The organism is Salinibacterium sp. NYA9b (genome assembly GCF_976973725.1).
Window position 1 is genome coordinate 2622850 of record NZ_OZ333476.1, and the last position, 17325, is coordinate 2640174.

Consider the following 17325-nt stretch of genomic DNA (forward strand, 5'->3'; position numbering starts at 1 on the left):
TCTCTGAAGAAACGTGCTGCAAGGTTACCGTTATCGCGCTGCAAGACCACTGCATGTTTGCCCTCGGCGTAATGCGTTCCGAGCGGGCTCGCTGCGGCTAGTGACTTTCGGTTGTCACCGCGAAGGTTTGCACGCGGGGTGGCAGTTCGGGGCTCATCAGGATGTGGCACTTGATGCGACCGCGTTCGCCGTCGATCGTCCAGTTGGTCACGGCAGGAGTGTCGCTGAGGGTGCGCGGTACTTCGGTCAGCGGCGCACCGGTGAGCGGCCCCACCTCAGCAATCGCTTTCGCAATGCCAGCGATGCGCTCTTCCCACGGAACATCGAGCGCCAAGTTCACGGCGGCGAGCGCATCCGCGGTGGGGGTATCCCACTCGCGAACGAGGCCATCGAACACGTCGCGAGCGGACAGAGTTTCGGGCCAGGCCGGAGCTGGCGTCGTCAGCTCGCCGTACGCATTCAACGCAGCCTGCAAAGCCTGAGTTGCCGGGATCGAGGATGCCGCAAACGTGCCATTCTCGAACGCCACAATGCCGAGGCCGGTTGGGGCGTGCCAGCGCATGTGGGCACTCACTCCGGGGTAACCGCCCGAGTGCGACACGATCTTCGTCGTGCCCTCATCGATGAACAGGCCGTAGCCATAACCGTGCGCTGTCGGCTCGGAAAACTCGGCAGCCTTCGACATGCCCTCGGGCACGGCGCGCTGAATCTGCTGAAGTTCGCGGCGGCTGGCGGCAGACAGGGGTCCGTCTGAAGTGCCGTCTGGATCGAGAGCGCCAGCGAGCCACAGCGACCAACGCACCAGGTCGGTCGCGCTAGAAAACAAACCACCCATGGAAGAAAAGACTCCGGGCCCGGTGAACGGCTGAACCTGCCACTGCCCATTGGCGAGCCGGTAGCCGAGGGCGACATCGGCATCCGGGTCTTCCTCGAAGCGTGTCGAGGTGAGGCCAAGGGGTTCGAGAATTTCGGCGGCAATCGCCTCGATGTAGGGGCGGCCCGTAATTTCGGCGATGACTTCACCCAGCAGGGCGTAGCCGAGATTCGAGTACTCAAAGCGAGTGCCTGGCGTGCTCGAATAGCGGATGCCCGCCGCCATGAACTCGTCGAGTTCGGCCCGCGTCATCTCCTCCACGCGGTCACCCCACGGGTTATCGGTGGGGAACCCCGCCGACATCGTCATGAGCTGACGCACACTCGGAGTCACGGGAGCAGCCGCGGGCTCGAGAGCGGTGAACGCAGGAACAAAGTCAGTGATCGGCGCATCGAGGCTGAGCTGGCCACGATCGCGCAGCATCAGCAGCAGCGTGCACGTGAAGCTCTTCGTGCACGACGCGATGCGGAACACCGTGTCGCGGTCGGGAGCGTTGCCTTCGCCAAGAACCTTCTCGCCGTAGCCGCCCTCCAGCACGATGCCGTCTGGGCCAAACACCGCGAAGAACGATGCTGGGGCCTTCTGCTCGGCTACCCGATTCTCAAACAGACCAACAATCTCGTCGGTCGCCTGATCGATTGCTGCCTTCGCCCGCATTCAGCGAGCCCTAGGCGTAAACGTGAGGTGCGAGCACTGCGACGCCGCGCAAGTTGCGGTACTTCTCCGCGTAGTCGAGGCCGTAGCCGATCACGAACGCGTTGGGGATGTCGAAGCCGACGTACTTGACATCTACTTCGACCTTGGCGGCATCCGGCTTACGCAGCAGGGTGCAGATCTCCACGGAGGCAGCACCGCGGCTGCGCAGGTTGCCAAGCAACCAGGAGAGCGTGAGGCCCGAGTCGATGATGTCTTCAACGATGAGTACCTTGCGACCCTCAAGGTCGCTGTCGAGGTCTTTGAGGATGCGAACGACACCCGAGGACTGCGTGCCGGCGCCATACGAGGAGACGGCCATCCAGTCCATCTCGATCGGCAGGCTGAGTTCACGTGCGAGGTCAGCCATCACCATGACAGCACCGCGCAGCACACCGACCAGCAGCAGCTTCTCGCCGGCATAGTCGGCCTCGATCTGACGCGCCATCACGGCGATCTTCTCGTGGATCTCTTCCTGGGTCAGAAGGACCTCGCTGAGGTCTCCTTCGACATCGCTAAACTGCATCGCGTTCCTCACTGTGGGCCGAAAAGTGGAGAAGGTTCTCTCGTCGTTCAACCCTAACGCCGGGAACGTCGATCGGTCCCTGCCCCCTCCAGTCGGTGACGAGGCGTGCGATCTCCAGAGTGTGGGTGCGACTGAGCGAGACATGGAACTCGCTTGCCACCGCCAACCTAATCAAACGCTGGCGTAGAGCGGCCGGATTCGCCGCAAGCGCGCGCACCGGCAACGAGATTCCCGCCTCCGAAATCTCGGCCAAATCTTCCGCGATTTCTTCCGCAAAATGGTCGAGCGCTTCGGCATCTTCGCGCGCTTGGTCTGCCGTTCGCACTAAAGCGTCGCGGATGCCGGGCCCCAGTTCGCTTTCGAGCAGCGGCAATACGGTCTGCCGCACCCGCACTCGCGTGTACGAGGTATCGAGGTTGTGCGGGTCATTCCACGCCGCCATTCCGGAGTCTTCGCAGCACTGAACGGTCGTGGTTCGCGGCACTGCCAGCAGCGGCCGCAGGTATTGGCCAGTGTCGGCTGCCATCCCTTTGAGGCTGCCAGCCCCGCTGCCGCGGGCAAGGCCAAGCAGCACGGTTTCGGCCTGATCGTCGAGGGTGTGGCCGAGCAGCACCCGAATGGCGCCATGCTCGGCGGCGGCTTCGGCTAGCGCCGCGTAGCGCGCGTCCCGGGCGGCAGATTCGGGGCCTCCGGCGTCTCCGACGAGTACCGAGCGGATGTCGACGGGGTCAAGCCCGAGGTCGCGAGCCTGCTGTGCGGCGGCGGCGGCGACATCCGCTGACCCGTCTTGAAGGTTGTGATTCACGATCACGGCACCGGCTCGCATGCCGGCCTTGGACGCTTCGAAGGCCGTTGCGGCCGCCAGCGCAAGCGAATCGGGGCCACCGCTGAGGGCGACAAGAACGAGCGGTTCTGAGCCTGCAGGCACCCCCGCGGAACCCGCGGGCACCGGTAATGAGCTCAACGCAGTGCGCACAGCACGCCTCACATCAGCGATTGCGGGAGTAAGACGGGGGCGCCGTTCGGAGTGCATCCAGTAACGTTATTGCAGCAACCCCACATTTTTCTTAGGAGCAGCTACATGGCCGCATACGACGTTGTCGTTGAGATTCCGCGCGGAAGCCGGAACAAGTACGAAGTTGACCACGAAACCGGTCGCGTATTTCTCGACCGTTTTCTCTTCACCACCTTCGCCTACCCCACCGACTACGGCTTCTTCGAGAACACTCTCGGCCTCGACGGTGACCCCGTAGACGCTCTGATTCTGCTCGATGCTCCGACCTTCCCCGGTGTGGGTATTTCGGTTCGTCCGGTTGCTGTGCTCAACATGAGCGACGATGGCGGCATCGACTCCAAGGTCATTTGCGTTCAGGCGAAAGACCCGCGCTGGTCGCACATTCAGGACATCAACGATGTTCCTGAGTTCACCCGCAAGGAGATCGAGCACTTCTTCGAGCACTACAAAGACCTCGAGCCCGGCAAGTGGGTCAAGATCGACGGTTGGGGCGACGCAGCAGAAGCTGACGCGATCGTTCAGGCTGGTTTCGAGAAGCTCAAGGCCGAAGGCCACTAAGCAGTTCACGGCGCACTTCTCGCGCGCGGTGCTCAGGTACCGTGCGCGTCACCCCGATGGCGGATGCTCAGGCATCCGCCATCGGCGTTTAACGGTTTAGCGCGGCTCAGCGCCCGCCGAACTTATCGGCTGGTGGGCTCAGCGCCCGCTGAACTCAGCGCCCCGTGAACTCATCCATCGAGTTGTAGACCTTGAAAACTCGCCCGGCCACAAAGTCCCAAGCGCGCGTCGGCAGCACGCCTTTGAGCCCGCGAGCCAGCCCGACCGTCCACGGCTTCATGAGTAGCGGCTTGCCGCGGAGCATCGCCGACCACGCTGCCGAGGTCGCGATCTCGGGAGTCATGATGGGGGTCAACAGCGGCCCCCGCACGCCGGCGAACATCCCGGTGCTGATGTAGCTGGGTGCAAAAGTGGTCACCGCGATATGGGCGTGGCCTGCTTTGTTCAGTTCGAGCCGCAGCGAATCGCTCCAGCCGATCATGGCCCACTTGGATGCCGCGTAGACACTCATATTCGGATTCGAGAGAGTTCCGGCCGCCGACGCGATATTCAGGATGCGGCTGGGCGCTCCGCCCTCGATCATCGCGGGCAGCAGTTCGCGGGACAGGTACATGGCCGCGAGAGTGTTGATCTGCATGGTCGCTTCGATATCGCGAACCGCGTCGTGCTCCCAGAAGTAGCCACTGCGCACAATGCCCGCGTTGTTGATGAGCACGTGGGGGGTTCCCACTTCGGTGCGGATGCGTTCGGCGACAGACTCGATCGCGGTGCGTGACGAGAGATCGACAACGTAACTGGTGACGGAACCGCCCGCAGCACTCAGAGCGGCTGCTGCGACATCCAGAGCCGTGGCATCGACGTCAAGCAGCACTACTTTCGCGGCACCCTCAGCGACAGCGCGCTGAGCATAAATCTCGCCCATTCCGCGGGCAGCGCCCGTAATCACAACAACGAGTCCGGCAACTGAGTGCATGGCGTGCTCCCTCTGCCAGAGACGTCGTTGCCTCAAGCCTGTGCTCAGACTTTAGCCGAGGCCAACGCCCTTACCTGACATGAATGACACGGGGTTGGTGGTGTCCCACCCGTTGGGGCGAACCTCGAAGTGCAAGTGGCAGCCGGTGGAGTTTCCGGTCGTGCCGACGCTGGCAATTCTGGTTCCGACACCCACGCTCTGACCGTAGGAGACGTTGATGCCGCCGGCAATAATGTGACCGTAAGCGGTGCGCACTCCACCAGCGTGTTCGATGATGATGTAGTTGCCGTAGCCGCCATTCCAGCCATAACCGGCGTACACAACAGTTCCGCTTGATGCGGCGTAGATCGGGGCTCCACAGCCAGCGCCAATGTCAGTTCCCTTGTGGAAGCTTGAGCCGTAGTTCGAGCTGTAGCCGTACACCGACGTGATGTAGCCATAGGCAGGCTTAGTCCAGCCGTTGGCGCTCGAGGAGCCTGAACCGCCACTGGAGCCACCGTTTTGAGCGGCGGCAGCAGCAGCGGCAGCCGCGGCTGCCGCAGCAGCCCGCTTCTCGCGTGCAATGCGCTCCGCTTCGCGCTGCTTGACCCCAGCCTGGTAGTCAGCTTCGGTGACGACGCGCTCGGCAGTGAGAGCAGCAAGCTGAGCGTCGAACTCAACCTTGCGTTCCTGCTGCTCCGCTACTGCGATTTCCGCTGCAGCCGCTGCTGCTTGAGCTTCCTCAAACGCTTTCTCGGCGGCGATCTTCAGAACTTCAAGTTCGGCGCGAGCCACTTCAGCAGCATCGCTCAGCGACTGCGCGGTGTTGCGAGCCTGAACGGCACGATCGAACAGAGCGGATGTCTGCTGGGAAATCTTCGATGACATGCCCAAGTTGTAAAGCAAGGCGTCGGCGTCTTGAGAATTGGCGAGGAGGTTCGTGGTGACGTCTCCGCCGCCAGCACGCACGAGCCGCGCAGCAAGCTCACCGATGCGCTTCTCAGCTTCATCGGCTTCGGCGCTTGCGACATCCGCTTGCTCTTGCAAAGTTTCGGTCTGTGCAGACTTCGCTTGGTACTTAGTGTCGGCCTCTTGCCAAATGTTGCCTTTTTCTTCGGCATCCTTTTGAGTGGCGACGGCTTGAGCTTCGAGTTCTACCAGTGCGGCCTTGATGCGGTCGACTACCTTCTGAGTCGCCGCTTCGTTGTTGCGGGCCTCAGTGACTTCGCTCCACGTGGGGTAGTCATCGGCGAAAGCAGCCTGGCTACTTCCCGCAACAACGCTGACCCCGACGACGAGGCTGAGCGCCGCGACGAAACTGATTGCCCGAAAAGAGTGTGAGCGAAGCTTGTGCTTTGCTGCGGTCCCCCGACTCGCATGCATGACCTTCAATTGTTCCCCTAAACATTGTTCAGCGCCGACTAATGGCCATTAGTCACACGAATAACATTGACCACACTAACAACATGCGACCCAAAAGTCTCAACCTTTTGTTGAATGCGGGTTTCGCGTGCATTAGTGCACGCCGCAACGCATCTCCCCGGCCGATCCCGGCCCATCAGGATGCCATGGAAAGACTGCGGTGCTGATTCGCGAGCATTTCCCTTCAGCAGGAGCACGTTCTGAGGCTTTAGCCGAGTTGAATGCCTTGGCCCGCCATGAACGGCACCGGGTTTGTCGTGTCCCAGCCGTTGGGGCGCACCTCAAAGTGAAGGTGGCATCCGGTGGAGTTTCCGGTCGAGCCGACGCTGGCGATCTTCGTTCCGACGGCCACACTCTGTCCAGAAGAAACCCGAATACCGCCGTCAACGATGTGGCCATACGCGGTGCGCAATCCACCGCTGTGCTCAATGATGATGTAGTTTCCGTAGCCGCCATTCCAGCCATAACCGGCATAGACAACGGTTCCGCTCGACGCCGCATAAATGCCAGCACCACAAGCAGCACCGATATCGGTGCCCTTATGGAAGCTGGAGCCGTAATTCGAGCTGTAGCCATACACCGAAGTGATGTATCCCCCGGCGGGGCGGGCCCAACCACTCAGGCTGATTTCGCCAGCGTCCAAATTCGGAACCTGTGCGGCAGCTTCTGCAGCAGCGCGAGCGGCTTCGCGCTCACGCACGCCCTCTAGATAGCTGTCTTCAGTTGCCTTGCGAGCAGAAGTCAGTGCGGCGAGCTGAGCGTCGAACTCAATCTTGCGCTCCTGCTGCTCGGCGAGAGCTTCTTCGGCGGCCTGAGCGGCGGCCTGAGCCTCAGCGAAAGCCTTTTCAGCCGCGATCTTGAGAACTTCAAGTTCGGCGCGAGCAACTTCCGCAGCATCGCTCAGCGACTGCGCCGTATTGCGAGCTTGAACAGCGCGATCAAACAGGGAGGATGTCTGCTGCGAAATCTTTGACGACATGCCCAGGTTGTAGAGCAGCGCGTCTGCGTCCTGCGAGTTGGCGAGGAGGCTAGTGGTGACGTCGCCACCACCGGCACGCACGAGCCGCGCGGCAAGCTCACCGATGCGTGTCTCAGCTTCGTCAGCTTCGGCGCTTGCGGCATCCGCTTGCTCTTGCAAAGTTGCGGTCTGGGTGGCCTTCGCTTGGTACTTCGTGTCAGCCTCTTGCCAGATGTTGCCCTTTTCTTCGGCCTCTTTCTGGGCGGCTGCGGCATCAGCCTCGAGCTGAACGAGTGCCGCCTCAATGCGCTCGACAACTTTTTTGGTTGCTGCTTCGTCATTGCGGGCTTCGGTGACGTCACTCCACGTGGGGTAATCATCGGCGAATGCTGCCTGGCTGGTACCGGCAACGACGCTCACGCCCACAATGAGGCTAAGCGCGGCGGTGAAGCCAATGACGCGGAAAGCGAGAGAGCGGAGCGCTCGCGTTGCCGTGGTTCCCCGACTCGCATGCATGACCTTCATTATTCCCCTCAGCGTTATCGGGCGTTGGCTTAGAGCACGTAGCCACGCGGGAAAGATCACCCGCGCCAACGACACTTGGCGCAAAAGTCTCAACCTCTCACTGAACGTAGTATCCGGCGCCGCAAAAGTCGGGTACATTTGAGCCTGTTGGAAAAAGCGCTTCATGAAATATCAGTCAGTTTGCTTCTCAGTTTGGTAAATCACGAAACGCACCGTATGCTTTTCCCTCGGTAGCTAAGAAGTTCTGTGACTTCGAGGCCCCATCGTTTAGTGGCCTAGGACACCGCCCTTTCACGGCGGCAGCACGGGTTCGAATCCCGTTGGGGTCACCAGACACACACAGAATTTAATAGCTTGGCCCTGTAGCGCAGTTGGTTAGCGCGCCGCCCTGTCACGGCGGAGGTCGCCGGTTCAAGTCCGGTCAGGGTCGCAAACAGAAAGCCTCTTCGCAAGGAGGGGCTTTTTCTGTAGTAGGGGGAAACCTTTACGAGTAGGAGGAAACTCTTACGGCTCTGTAGCTCAGTTGGTAGAGCGCACGACTGAAAATTGTGAGGTCACGGGATCGACGCCCGTCGGAGCCACTTGACCCTTTCCCGGGCTTCTACCGGGCGAGGGTCATTTTTTTGCGCCCAGCCCAGTCTTATCGCCACTCGGTCCCCCAATTTTGACCAAGGCTCAAGAATCCCCTCAGGTCTCGCCCTGACGATTGCGTGGTCTCGCGTGTTGCCGGCAGTTCCGATCAACTCAGCGATGGACTCGCTGAGGGGTTCAGCCCCGCCTCTCTTCGATTGTCGCTTCGAACGGCTTGCAGGTAAAGTTGATACAAAGCTAAATTGAGGAGCATTCAATATGCGCATTTTCGCGCCTGCCATCACCGCGCTCTGCTTGATCGCGCTTACGGCGTGCTCTGGAACCAACCCGTCGCCCGAGCCCGCATCGGCCGATCAAGCTTTCTTGGAGGACGTGACCTCTGGTTGGGTCGATCGTTGGGACTTTCTAGACACCCCCGAACAAGACCTCGATCCAAACGATTCAGGCTACGACGAAAAATTCGAGCAACAGATGCAGGCTGCCATTGCAATCGAAATCGACAAGGTCGGCGGATACACCTCAATGCCGTTCGAGGACGATTCGCTCCGTACACGCGCCGTCGACTACGTTGATTTGCTCGGGGAAAGCAAAGACGCACTTCAATACCTGAATGTCGACTATCTAAAGTTTGATGGACTTTGGCGCGACATTTATGACCGCCGCACGGTGGCAATTCTCGACCTCATCGACACATACTCACTCGAGCTCCCTGCTGAATACCAAGACATCACCGATGAGATGCGCACCAACGCCAACCTGGCCGAAGAGCGTGCCTCTTTTGAGTCATCGATCTCGTCTGTCGTTTGCGATCTTGAGTGGGAGATGGCTGGAGAGAGCTACGGCTGGTTCGACTACGAATCAGCTGCGAAAAACACGACCGGTACCGACATAGATAACCTCAGCCTCACCCTCTCGCTTCTCGACGAGAACGGAGTCAACGTTGACTCGAGCTATGCCTCCGTCAGCAGCTGGCGCGCAGATCAAACTGCGATGCTCGAGTTCTCCAGCCAGTCTGAAGCGGGCGAGATCGACATCGCCGTTGATTGGACGACGGCTGATGGCGACTATGGGAGCCTGAGCCAGCCGTGCGCCACCAATTAGTGGTTTTCGACGTGTGATCTCACTCGCGGTGCCCCTCGACTTGGGGCGACGCTAGAGATAGTCGACAGGGTCAGCACATGGAAAGATTCGAACGTGACTGACACGACTCCCGAATCAGCTTCGGAGCTAGCAGCGGATGACGAGACCACGTTTCCGTGGCTGCGAGTCGCGATCGCCACCCAAGTTGTCGCGATTGTGTGGGGCTTCTTTCCCCTCGACGATCCCGAAGTCGGATTGATCACCTCTGGTGCGATCGGGCTTTTACTGCTTATCCAAGTGGGCCGCGGGAGCGAATGGGCCCGCAAAGGTTTTCTCGCGATCAACATGTGGGCACTCGTGCTTCGAGGGCTTGTCGCCTTCGCAGCGCAGTACTTTCCACAAGCGGAATACGAGATCAACTGGGTGAATATGTGCCTGAGCGGCATCGCGGTCTACGCGGTGCTCAAACTTGCGCAACTCGCCCCCACGGCTCGCCCGGCGGCTCCCGCTCCCGCTCCCGAATAGCTCGCGGGCGAAGCAACTCCACCGGCGTAGGCTGGAACGATGGATGACGCTTCAAACTCAGGCTGCGGAGACAGCTGCTCCTGCACGCCCCAACGCAGTTCCGCGGCACCTCTCGGCATGCCACTGGCAGCACCGCCCGCGTCATCCTCAGCAGTAACCGCCGACCCCCCCGCCGCATCCGCACCACTGACTCCCGAAGCTGGCGACCACCCTGTCGAGCAGGCTGCGATTCCCGCCGGCACCTTCGTGATGGGCGACTCCTCAGGCGACCGCAACGCAGCCGATGGCGAACTGCCGCAACATCCAGTCTCTCTGAGCGCTTTCTCCATCGACGTCACGAGTGTGACGAACGACGACTTCGCACGATTCGTGGATGCCACGGGCTACCTCACTGAGGCAGAAACGTTCGGAAATTCGGCAGTCTTCCATCTCGCTGTCGACGCCCCCGAGGAAGACATTATGGGGCGGGCCGCAGGAGCTCCGTGGTGGTTCGGCGTGACTGGTGCCGACTGGCAGCACCCCGGCGGGCGCAATTCTTCCCTCGAAGGTTTGGGCGATCATCCGGTCGTGCACATCAGCTTCAACGACGCCGAAGCATACTGCGCCTGGGCGGGCCGACGACTTCCCACCGAGGCCGAGTGGGAATACGCCTCGCGCGGCGGTCTCGACCAAACCAAGTACCCGTGGGGCGACGACGAAATGGATGCCGGCGGCTGGCGCGCCAACATCTTCCAAGGTGACTTTCCCCGCACCAACACTCTCGATGATGGTTACCTGACCACCGCGCCCGTGCGCAGCTTCGAGCCCAACGGCTACGGACTCTTCCAAACCGTCGGCAACGTGTGGGAGTGGTGCTCTGACTGGTACGACGCGAACTACTATTCGACACTCGCCGCCGATGCGCCCACCGACAACCCGGCCGGCCCCAGCGGGGAAACCGTTCGGGTGCTGCGCGGCGGCAGTTACCTATGCCACATCTCGTACTGCAACCGCTATCGAAACTCGGCCCGCTCGCAGAACACTCCCGATTCCTCGATGGGTAACGCCGGGTTCCGCACTGTCGCACTGTAGCTAGCCCGTCGACTCGCGAGCGAGCGCTAGGGCGTTGCCACCTCAAAGGTGTTGCACGCGCTCGGACCGCCGTTGAGCCCGGTCGTAAACCACTGCTGACGCTTATCGCTCGAGCCGTGCGTCCACGACTCGGGAGTTACCTGACCCTGGGTCGACTCTTGGATGCGGTCGTCGCCTACAGCCGAAGCTGCGCTCAGAGCATCCGCAATTTGGGCATCCGTGACGGGGTCAAGAAAGACCACCCCGTCATCGTTAGTGATGGTGGATGCCGCCCCCACCCACGCTCCCGCGAAACAGTCTGCCTGCAACTCGAGTCGCACCGAGTCGGATGACGGGCCCGTTGTTTGACGATCGAGGCCCTCCATAATTCCTGTGGAATTCTGAATGTGGTGGCCCCACTCATGCGCAATGACATACATCTCGGCCAGAGGCCCGCCGGAGGAACCGAACCGGCTGCGCAGGTCATCGTAGAAAGCGGTGTCGACGTAGATCTTCTCGTCGGCAGGGCAATAGAACGGCCCCGTCGCGCTCGTCGCGCCACCGCATCCGGTGTTGACCTGATCAGTGAAAAGAACAACGTTGGTGGTGCGGTAGCCGTCGACCTGCCCCTCCCAAAAGGTATCGAGCGAATCTGCTGCTCCGGCGATACGGCAATCGATGCCGCTATTGGCTTCCTCTGCCGTAGTGCATTCCGTGAGCGCTTGGCCCTGTTCTTGCTCTCCGCTGGGTGCACCGCCGCCCACAAGCCCGGTCAAATCGACGCCGAGAACTTGAGACGCGATTAAAAGCCCAATGACCAGCAGTGTGCTGCCGCCGCCGACCGCGATTCCGGTGTTGCGCCCGCGCCGGGAGACTTTGTCTGGATTGATGCGGGCATTGTCGTTGAACGTCATAGAGGGAATTTACTATGCACCGGGACCACATCCCGATCTACTCAGATATCCTTGAGGAATGAATTTCATCTCCGTAATCACCGTTCTCGGCAAGGCAGTGCTCGTCGTTATGGGTGCGATTGTTGCGCTCACGGGCATCATCTTGCTCGTGAACCTGGCCGTTCCGAGCTTGCTCGCCGGCTTCACGCACTAAATGCGTCACCTCGACGGACGCGTTAGCTGAGCGACACCCACATTTCAGCGATTCTTCGGACAACTCCGACACGGGAGTTCTAGGCTAAAGGCCTACCGAAGGAGAACGTGATGCGCGAGTCCAAAGATGTAGTCCGCCAGATCACCGTCGCTGCGAGCGCGACCTTTGCCCTCATCGGGGCCTTCGTGGGATCTGGCGCCTATGGCGGCACCCCCGTAGAGGAAGTTGCAGGCGGTGCGCTGAGCGCCGATGCTACCGTCATCGCCCCGGCCGGTGCAGCATTCACCATCTGGAGCATCATCTACTTCGGCCTTGTGGCCTACGCCGTGTGGCAGATGCTGCCGAAACAGACCCGCACCGAGCTGCACCGTCGCGTGGGGTACTGGGTTGCTGCCTCTCTCGTGTTGAATGCGGCCTGGATTCTCTCGATTCAGTTCGACATGCTCGCTCTGAGTGTTCCGGTGATCATCCTCTTGCTCATCGTGCTCATCCGGGCCTACCTCATCACCGTCAAGCTGCCCGCTGCCGGTGCAATCGACACCATCATCACCGACGGCACCATCGGTCTCTACCTCGGTTGGGTCTGCGTCGCCACCGCAGCCAATATCGCCGCGTGGCTCACTGCCATCGGCTTTACGGGCTTCGGCATCTCGCAAGATGTGTGGGGCGTCGCTGTTGTCTTCGTTGCTGGCGCCGTCGGTATCGCCCTCGCTGCCCGTGGCCGCGCGCACTTTGCGCCATCGCTTTCGCTGAGCTGGGGGCTCGCATGGGTTGCCGTTGGACGCCTCACCGGCGACCTCATCTCGCAGCCCACCGCGGTCGCTGCGATCGTTGCTCTCGTCGCCGTACTCGCAAGTGCCGCGGTGTTCACCGCCGCACGCCTGAGGGCTGAACAGACCGCTCAATGAACGATCGACGCGCCTCACGCAAACGCTGGTTAGGCCTCCTCTTCATCAGCATTGCCGTTGCGCTCATCATCGTCGACTCGACGATCGTTAACGTTGCCATCCCCTCCGTCGTCGAAGACCTCGACCTTAATTCCACTCAAGTGCAGTGGGTGCAGGAAAGCTACACCCTTGTTTTCGCTGCACTACTGCTCGTGTTTGGCACCCTCGCTGACCGCTACGGTCGTCGCAAGGTTCTGCTCATCGGTGTGGCGATCTTCGCTCTCTCCTCGATCCTTGCCGCCACTGCCGCGACGGGCGAACTGCTGATCGCCTCCCGCCTGGTGCAGGGCGTCGGCGGGGCAATGATCCTTCCGTCGTCACTCTCGACGATCAACGCAACCTTCCGCGGCCGCGAGCGCGCTATCGCCTTCGCCGTCTGGGGCTCCACCATCGGCGGCATGGCGGCTGTCGGCCCGCTCCTCGGTGGCTGGCTCACGACGTATTACTCCTGGCGCTGGGCCTTCGGCATCAACGTGCCGCTCGGCGTCATCATCGTTATCGGCATCCTGATCTTCACGATCGAATCGAAGGAGCCCTCGGCCCAACGACGAGTGGATGTCGTGGGCGCGGTTCTCTCTGTCGTGCTGTTTGCGTCACTGGTCTTCGCTCTCATTGAGGGCCGCAGCTATGGCTGGTTCTTCAGCGACACCCCTCCCACCTTCTGGACGTGGGGCGTCTCCCCCATCCCCTTCGCCTTTGCCCTCGCCCTCGTGAGCGGCATCGTGTTTGTGCGCTGGGGTTTCGCTCGCGAGCGCGCTGGCAAATCGACGATGCTCGCGTTCGGACTGCTGAAAATTCCGTCGTTCCGCAACGGAAATATTGCTGCGATGATCGTCTCTCTCGGAGAGTTCGGCATCATCCTGTCGCTACCGCTGTGGCTGCAGAACGTGCTCGGCTATGACGCCCTGCAGACTGGTTTCGTCATCCTCGCCCTCGCTATTGGTTCGTTCGTCGCGAGCGGCTTCGCCGGTGCGTTCGGCAACAAGGTGACTCCTGTCACGATCGTGCGCGTCGGAATCGGCGCCGAGATCGTGGGGGTGCTGATCGTCGCGTTCGTCCTGAGCCCAGATGCCGCCTGGTGGCACATCGCGCCCGGCCTCTTCATCTACGGCTTCGGAGTCGGTCTCGCCACCGCCCAACTCACGAGCGTTGTGCTCAAGGACGTGCCTCTCAGCCAGTCGGGTCAGGGGTCCGGAACACAGAGCACGGCCCGCCAGGTCGGTTCCGCGCTCGGAATCGCCATTCTCGGCACCGTGCTCTTCGCGAGCCTCGGCACCGGCCTCGACGCCAAGCTCGCTGATCGTGCCGAGATCCCCGCCGAAACCCGCAGCGAGATCGTGGACCTCGTCGTCGACACTGCCGGCACCGCCATCAGCACCCTCGATGAAACATCGCCGGATGCCGCAGCCGACGCCCGCCAAGCGTTCACCGATTCGACACGGTATTCCGCGCTCGCGGCTGCCGGTTTCCTTGCGTTTGGATTCCTCGCCAGCCTCCGTCTCGACGCTGGACGCCGCGGCGACGATGACGCCGAGGGTGCCGGCGATGACGGCGCTGGTGCACGCTACGCTGCAGAGTCAACTGACGAGTCCGCGCGAGAATAACCGCCGGGTAGAGATACACAAAGGCTGCCGCCCCACGCTATGTGGGGCGGCAGCCTTCTCTGTAGATCAGTGCTGTTAGCGGGGCTTCTTCTGCTTGAGATCCTTTTCGTGCACGGGCTCTTCGCCGCTTGCGCGACGCGCTGCGTAGTAATCGCGGGCCTCGTTCTGGCGCTGAGCTTCGATGCCGGAGGCGATCGGTGCGCGCACCAACTCGTCGGTCAGGCCGAACGCGGCCACGAGATCCAGAGCTTGCGGACGCAGACGCGGCAGCAGACGGTCGTCGATGTAGTCGGTGATCGCTTGCGCGCGGTTCGTGGAGATGCGACCGTGCATGAGGTACCACGCGAGATTCTTCTCGATGAGCGAGAAACCGAAGAGGTCACGCAACCAGGTCATGACCTGAGCGGTGTCCTTATCTTCGATCTTCTCGATGGCGCGAGTGAACGCCTCCCACTGGAGCAGCTCGGCATGCGCGTACGCAGTCATGATGAGCTGGTTCTGGTGGCTGTTGAAGAGAGCGGCAGCCTCAGCCTGCGGAAGCTTGCTTGCTGGACGCAACTTGCCCGCGACATCCGCCACCATCGTCTCAACACGGTCAGTGAGCAGCTGGCGCTGGGAGTCGGTGTCGCGAACGTAGCCGATCGAACGAGCGGTTGAACCGAAGTCCACCACGTTCTGGGCGAAGCGGCGAAGACCCGTGCGGTTGACGGCAGCCTCGTTGACCTGGTCGGCAACGTAGTGAGCCAGGGCACCAGCATCCGCCCCCGCAAATTTGCGCGAGTAGTCGGTGAGCAGGCGCTTAGCAACCAACTGCAGCAGCACGTTGTTGTCGCCCTCGAAGGTGACATAGACGTCCATATCGGCGCGCATTTGCGTGAGGCGGTTTTCGGCCATAAAACCAGAACCACCACAAGCCTCGCGAGACTCTTGCAGGATGTCGAGCGCAGCCCACGTGCTGAGCGGCTTCAGTGCGGCCGCAATAGTTTCGAGGTCTTGACGGTCAGCATCGGTGTCGGTGCGACCCGAGAAAACGCCATCGAACTTGTCGAGGAACTCCTCGTGGGCAAACGACATCGCGTAGGTCTGAGCCAAGCGCGGCAGCAGGCGACGTTGGTGACGCTGGTAGTCCAGAATTACTTCTTCGTTGGTGTTGCTGGATGCCGTGAACTGTCGACGCTCTGCGCCGTACTTGATCGCAATCGTGAGGGCCATTTTGCTCGCGAGCACTGCGGCACCATCGAGCGAAACGCGACCCTGCACGAGCGTGCCGAGCATCGTGAAGAAGCGACGACCGGGGCTGTCGATGTCGGAGGCGTAGTCGCCGTTCTCGTCAACGTTGCCGTAGCGGTTGAGGAGGTTGGTGCGGGGAACGCGAACGTGGTCAAAGTGAAGGCGACCGTTGTCGATACCGTTCAGGCCGCCCTTGAGACCATCGTCTTCGGTGGAGATTCCGGGGAGCGGGCCGTTGTCGTCGCGCAGCGGAACGTAGAACGCGTGCACGCCGTGGTTGACGTCCTTAGTGATGAGCTGAGCGAAGACAGTTGCTGCCTTGCCGTGCAGGGCCGCGTTGCCGAGGTATTCCTTCCACGCCGCGCGGAACGGGGTGTTGATGACGAACTCATCGGTGTCGGGGTCGTAGGTCGCCGTGGTGGCGATGCTCGCGACATCCGATCCGTGACCGATCTCGGTCATCGCGAACGCGCCGGGAGTCTTGAGGCTCATGATGTCGGGCAGCCACTTGTCGTGGTGCTCTTTCGTGCCGAGGTGGACGACGGCGGAACCGAAGAGTCCCCACTGCACGCCCGACTTGATCTGCAGCGACGGATCAGCCAACACGGTCTCTTCGAACGCGGCGATGTTTCCGCCGTGGTCGTCGTTGCCGCCAAGGTCAACCGGGAACGCCCGGTGAACAGCTTTGTTCTCGACGAGGAGCGACAACTGGTGCAGAACACGCTCGCGGTGGTCTTGCATCGAGAGCCCGTCGACGCGGTGGAACTCAGGGTTCGACATCAGCGTGCGGGACTCTTTGCGCTCCTTCGCCCACTTGCCCAGAAGGTATTCGCCCAACCATTCGACATCGATGGTGGGGGCAGCGGCGGCACTATCTGTCGTCGCTGCAGCAGGGGAAGGTGCGGCGTTGTTGGCGGGGGTGGATGACTCCGGCGCCGACTCGGTCGCCGTGTGGTCGTGAACCTGGGTCATGGCTATCTCGATTCGTCAAAGTTCGGTAATCACAACGTACGACTGGTGCGAGCGGGTGCAAAGTGTCTCGTTCACGGTCAACCAAGTGGATGCCGGACCCACCGCATCCCTTTGTGCAAAACCGCAAAACAGCCGCCGTAGCGTTGTGGGAACTAGTGCGAATCTCGCTCCTGATACCTCGGGAATCTTTGTTCAGGTGCTGTTGTTGGCCTCCGTGAAAGGATGTAACTATGTCGACAATCACTCTCACCTCAGAAGACTTTGGCCAGGCGGTCACTAAAGACGGAATCCTCCTCGTGGATTTCTGGGCCGAATGGTGTGGCCCCTGTAAGCAGTTCGGGCCCATTTATGAAGCTGCAAGCGAAGCCCACCCGGACATCACGTTCGGCAAGGTAGACACCGAAGACCAGCAGGAACTCGCTGGCGCAGCAGGAATCACCTCGATTCCGACGCTCATGGTTTTCCGTGAAGGCGTACTCGTCTTCTCGCAGCCCGGAGCACTCCCCGCTCCTGCGCTCGAGCAGGTCATTGAGGGCGCCAAGAACCTCGACATGGTCGAGGTTCACAAGCAGGTTGCTGAACAGCAGGCTGCTGCTGAAGCTGGCGAAGCGCCGGCTGAGCACTCTCACTAACCAGAAGCACCACCGCAGACCACAAAGGCCCCGCCGACGCGATGTCGGCGGGGCCTTTTCTGCG

At 61.3% G+C, this 17325-nt stretch carries 16 protein-coding genes and 3 tRNA genes; 11 read left to right on the plus strand and 8 right to left on the minus strand.

The window, feature by feature from the left end:
• Positions 1-97: 97 nt before the first annotated feature.
• From ACWFSR_RS12665 to tilS, 3 genes are read right to left on the minus strand one after another with little or no spacing between them, the layout of a single operon-like run.
• Positions 98-1531: a serine hydrolase domain-containing protein gene (locus ACWFSR_RS12665; protein ID WP_447522526.1), complete on the minus strand. Its 1434-nt coding sequence runs from the start codon at positions 1529-1531 to the stop codon at positions 98-100.
• A gap of 10 nt (positions 1532-1541) precedes the next feature.
• Positions 1542-2093: a hypoxanthine phosphoribosyltransferase gene (gene hpt, locus ACWFSR_RS12670; RefSeq protein ID WP_447522527.1), complete on the minus strand. Its 552-nt coding sequence runs from the start codon at positions 2091-2093 to the stop codon at positions 1542-1544.
• Positions 2083-3126: a tRNA lysidine(34) synthetase TilS gene (gene tilS / locus ACWFSR_RS12675; protein ID WP_447522528.1), complete on the minus strand. Its 1044-nt coding sequence runs from the start codon at positions 3124-3126 to the stop codon at positions 2083-2085. Before tilS ends, hpt begins: the two co-directional genes overlap by 11 nt.
• A gap of 48 nt (positions 3127-3174) precedes the next feature.
• Between tilS and ACWFSR_RS12680 the strand changes: the two genes are divergently transcribed.
• Positions 3175-3666: an inorganic diphosphatase gene (locus tag ACWFSR_RS12680; RefSeq protein ID WP_197106574.1), complete on the plus strand. Its 492-nt coding sequence runs from the start codon at positions 3175-3177 to the stop codon at positions 3664-3666.
• A 154-nt stretch (positions 3667-3820) separates the two neighbouring features.
• Here ACWFSR_RS12680 and ACWFSR_RS12685 read toward each other — a convergent pair whose 3' ends face one another.
• From ACWFSR_RS12685 to ACWFSR_RS12695, 3 genes are all read right to left on the minus strand, one after another.
• A complete protein-coding gene (locus tag ACWFSR_RS12685) occupies positions 3821-4639 on the minus strand; it encodes an SDR family NAD(P)-dependent oxidoreductase (protein ID WP_197109405.1) in 819 nt (272 codons plus the stop codon).
• Positions 4640-4690: 51 nt separating this feature from the next.
• A complete protein-coding gene (locus ACWFSR_RS12690) occupies positions 4691-6001 on the minus strand; it encodes a M23 family metallopeptidase (protein WP_231599820.1) in 1311 nt (436 codons plus the stop codon).
• 247 nt (positions 6002-6248) lie between these two features.
• Positions 6249-7514, minus strand: a complete 1266-nt coding sequence (locus tag ACWFSR_RS12695; RefSeq protein ID WP_447522529.1) for a M23 family metallopeptidase — start codon at positions 7512-7514, stop codon at positions 6249-6251.
• A gap of 265 nt (positions 7515-7779) precedes the next feature.
• On the opposite strand from ACWFSR_RS12695, the gene ACWFSR_RS12700 reads away from it, so the two are divergent.
• The 6 genes from ACWFSR_RS12700 to ACWFSR_RS12725 all read left to right on the plus strand — a co-directional run bounded on the left by ACWFSR_RS12700 (position 7780) and on the right by ACWFSR_RS12725 (position 10790).
• Positions 7780-7855 (plus strand) — tRNA-Glu (locus tag ACWFSR_RS12700).
• A gap of 24 nt (positions 7856-7879) precedes the next feature.
• Positions 7880-7953, plus strand: a tRNA-Asp gene (locus ACWFSR_RS12705).
• Between the two features lie 78 nt (positions 7954-8031).
• Positions 8032-8104 (plus strand) — tRNA-Phe (locus ACWFSR_RS12710).
• Between the two features lie 268 nt (positions 8105-8372).
• Positions 8373-9215, plus strand: coding sequence for an FxLYD domain-containing protein (locus ACWFSR_RS12715; protein WP_447522530.1), 843 nt, complete (start codon positions 8373-8375; stop codon positions 9213-9215).
• Between the two features lie 93 nt (positions 9216-9308).
• Complete coding sequence (locus ACWFSR_RS12720; protein WP_447522531.1) at positions 9309-9719, plus strand: hypothetical protein; 411 nt, start codon at positions 9309-9311, stop codon at positions 9717-9719.
• Between the two features lie 39 nt (positions 9720-9758).
• Positions 9759-10790 carry a formylglycine-generating enzyme family protein gene (locus ACWFSR_RS12725; protein ID WP_447522532.1) on the plus strand — a complete coding sequence of 344 codons (1032 nt, stop codon included), beginning with the start codon at positions 9759-9761 and terminating at the stop codon, positions 10788-10790.
• A gap of 26 nt (positions 10791-10816) precedes the next feature.
• On the opposite strand, the gene ypfJ is transcribed toward ACWFSR_RS12725, so the two are convergent.
• Complete coding sequence (ypfJ, locus tag ACWFSR_RS12730; protein ID WP_447522533.1) at positions 10817-11683, minus strand: KPN_02809 family neutral zinc metallopeptidase; 867 nt, start codon at positions 11681-11683, stop codon at positions 10817-10819.
• Positions 11684-11741: 58 nt separating this feature from the next.
• On the opposite strand from ypfJ, the gene ACWFSR_RS12735 reads away from it, so the two are divergent.
• The 3 genes from ACWFSR_RS12735 to ACWFSR_RS12745 all read left to right on the plus strand — a co-directional run bounded on the left by ACWFSR_RS12735 (position 11742) and on the right by ACWFSR_RS12745 (position 14427).
• Positions 11742-11876: a hypothetical protein gene (locus ACWFSR_RS12735; protein WP_255528431.1), complete on the plus strand. Its 135-nt coding sequence runs from the start codon at positions 11742-11744 to the stop codon at positions 11874-11876.
• Positions 11877-11986: 110 nt separating this feature from the next.
• Complete coding sequence (locus tag ACWFSR_RS12740; RefSeq protein ID WP_197123005.1) at positions 11987-12784, plus strand: tryptophan-rich sensory protein; 798 nt, start codon at positions 11987-11989, stop codon at positions 12782-12784.
• Positions 12781-14427 (plus strand): DHA2 family efflux MFS transporter permease subunit, encoded by a 1647-nt coding sequence (locus ACWFSR_RS12745; RefSeq protein WP_447522534.1) that lies wholly within the window; start codon positions 12781-12783, stop codon positions 14425-14427. Before ACWFSR_RS12740 ends, ACWFSR_RS12745 begins: the two co-directional genes overlap by 4 nt.
• 75 nt (positions 14428-14502) lie before the next feature.
• Here ACWFSR_RS12745 and ACWFSR_RS12750 read toward each other — a convergent pair whose 3' ends face one another.
• On the minus strand, positions 14503-16629 hold the full coding sequence (locus ACWFSR_RS12750) for an acyl-CoA dehydrogenase family protein (RefSeq protein WP_447522535.1): 2127 nt from the start codon (positions 16627-16629) through the stop codon (positions 14503-14505).
• 230 nt (positions 16630-16859) lie between these two features.
• Here ACWFSR_RS12750 and trxA point away from each other — a divergent pair, with 230 nt between their 5' ends.
• Positions 16860-17261, plus strand: coding sequence for a thioredoxin (trxA, locus tag ACWFSR_RS12755; RefSeq protein WP_197106585.1), 402 nt, complete (start codon positions 16860-16862; stop codon positions 17259-17261).
• The last annotated feature ends 64 nt before the right edge of the window (positions 17262-17325 follow it).

Bases quoted from the DNA above. Each gene is read 5' to 3' on its own strand.
- ACWFSR_RS12665 (WP_447522526.1), bottom strand. From the start codon at position 1,531: ATGCGGGCGAAGGCAGCAATCGATCAGGCGACCGACGAGATTGTTGGT.
- hpt (WP_447522527.1), bottom strand. From the start codon at position 2,093: ATGCAGTTTAGCGATGTCGAAGGAGACCTCAGCGAGGTCCTTCTGACC.
- tilS (WP_447522528.1), bottom strand. From the start codon at position 3,126: ATGCACTCCGAACGGCGCCCCCGTCTTACTCCCGCAATCGCTGATGTG.
- ACWFSR_RS12680 (WP_197106574.1), top strand. From the start codon at position 3,175: ATGGCCGCATACGACGTTGTCGTTGAGATTCCGCGCGGAAGCCGGAAC.
- ACWFSR_RS12685 (WP_197109405.1), bottom strand. From the start codon at position 4,639: ATGCACTCAGTTGCCGGACTCGTTGTTGTGATTACGGGCGCTGCCCGC.
- ACWFSR_RS12690 (WP_231599820.1), bottom strand. From the start codon at position 6,001: ATGCATGCGAGTCGGGGGACCGCAGCAAAGCACAAGCTTCGCTCACAC.
- ACWFSR_RS12695 (WP_447522529.1), bottom strand. From the start codon at position 7,514: ATGCATGCGAGTCGGGGAACCACGGCAACGCGAGCGCTCCGCTCTCTC.
- ACWFSR_RS12715 (WP_447522530.1), top strand. From the start codon at position 8,373: ATGCGCATTTTCGCGCCTGCCATCACCGCGCTCTGCTTGATCGCGCTT.
- ACWFSR_RS12725 (WP_447522532.1), top strand. From the start codon at position 9,759: ATGGATGACGCTTCAAACTCAGGCTGCGGAGACAGCTGCTCCTGCACG.
- ypfJ (WP_447522533.1), bottom strand. From the start codon at position 11,683: ATGACGTTCAACGACAATGCCCGCATCAATCCAGACAAAGTCTCCCGG.
- ACWFSR_RS12735 (WP_255528431.1), top strand. From the start codon at position 11,742: ATGAATTTCATCTCCGTAATCACCGTTCTCGGCAAGGCAGTGCTCGTC.
- ACWFSR_RS12740 (WP_197123005.1), top strand. From the start codon at position 11,987: ATGCGCGAGTCCAAAGATGTAGTCCGCCAGATCACCGTCGCTGCGAGC.
- ACWFSR_RS12745 (WP_447522534.1), top strand. From the start codon at position 12,781: ATGAACGATCGACGCGCCTCACGCAAACGCTGGTTAGGCCTCCTCTTC.
- ACWFSR_RS12750 (WP_447522535.1), bottom strand. From the start codon at position 16,629: ATGACCCAGGTTCACGACCACACGGCGACCGAGTCGGCGCCGGAGTCA.
- trxA (WP_197106585.1), top strand. From the start codon at position 16,860: ATGTCGACAATCACTCTCACCTCAGAAGACTTTGGCCAGGCGGTCACT.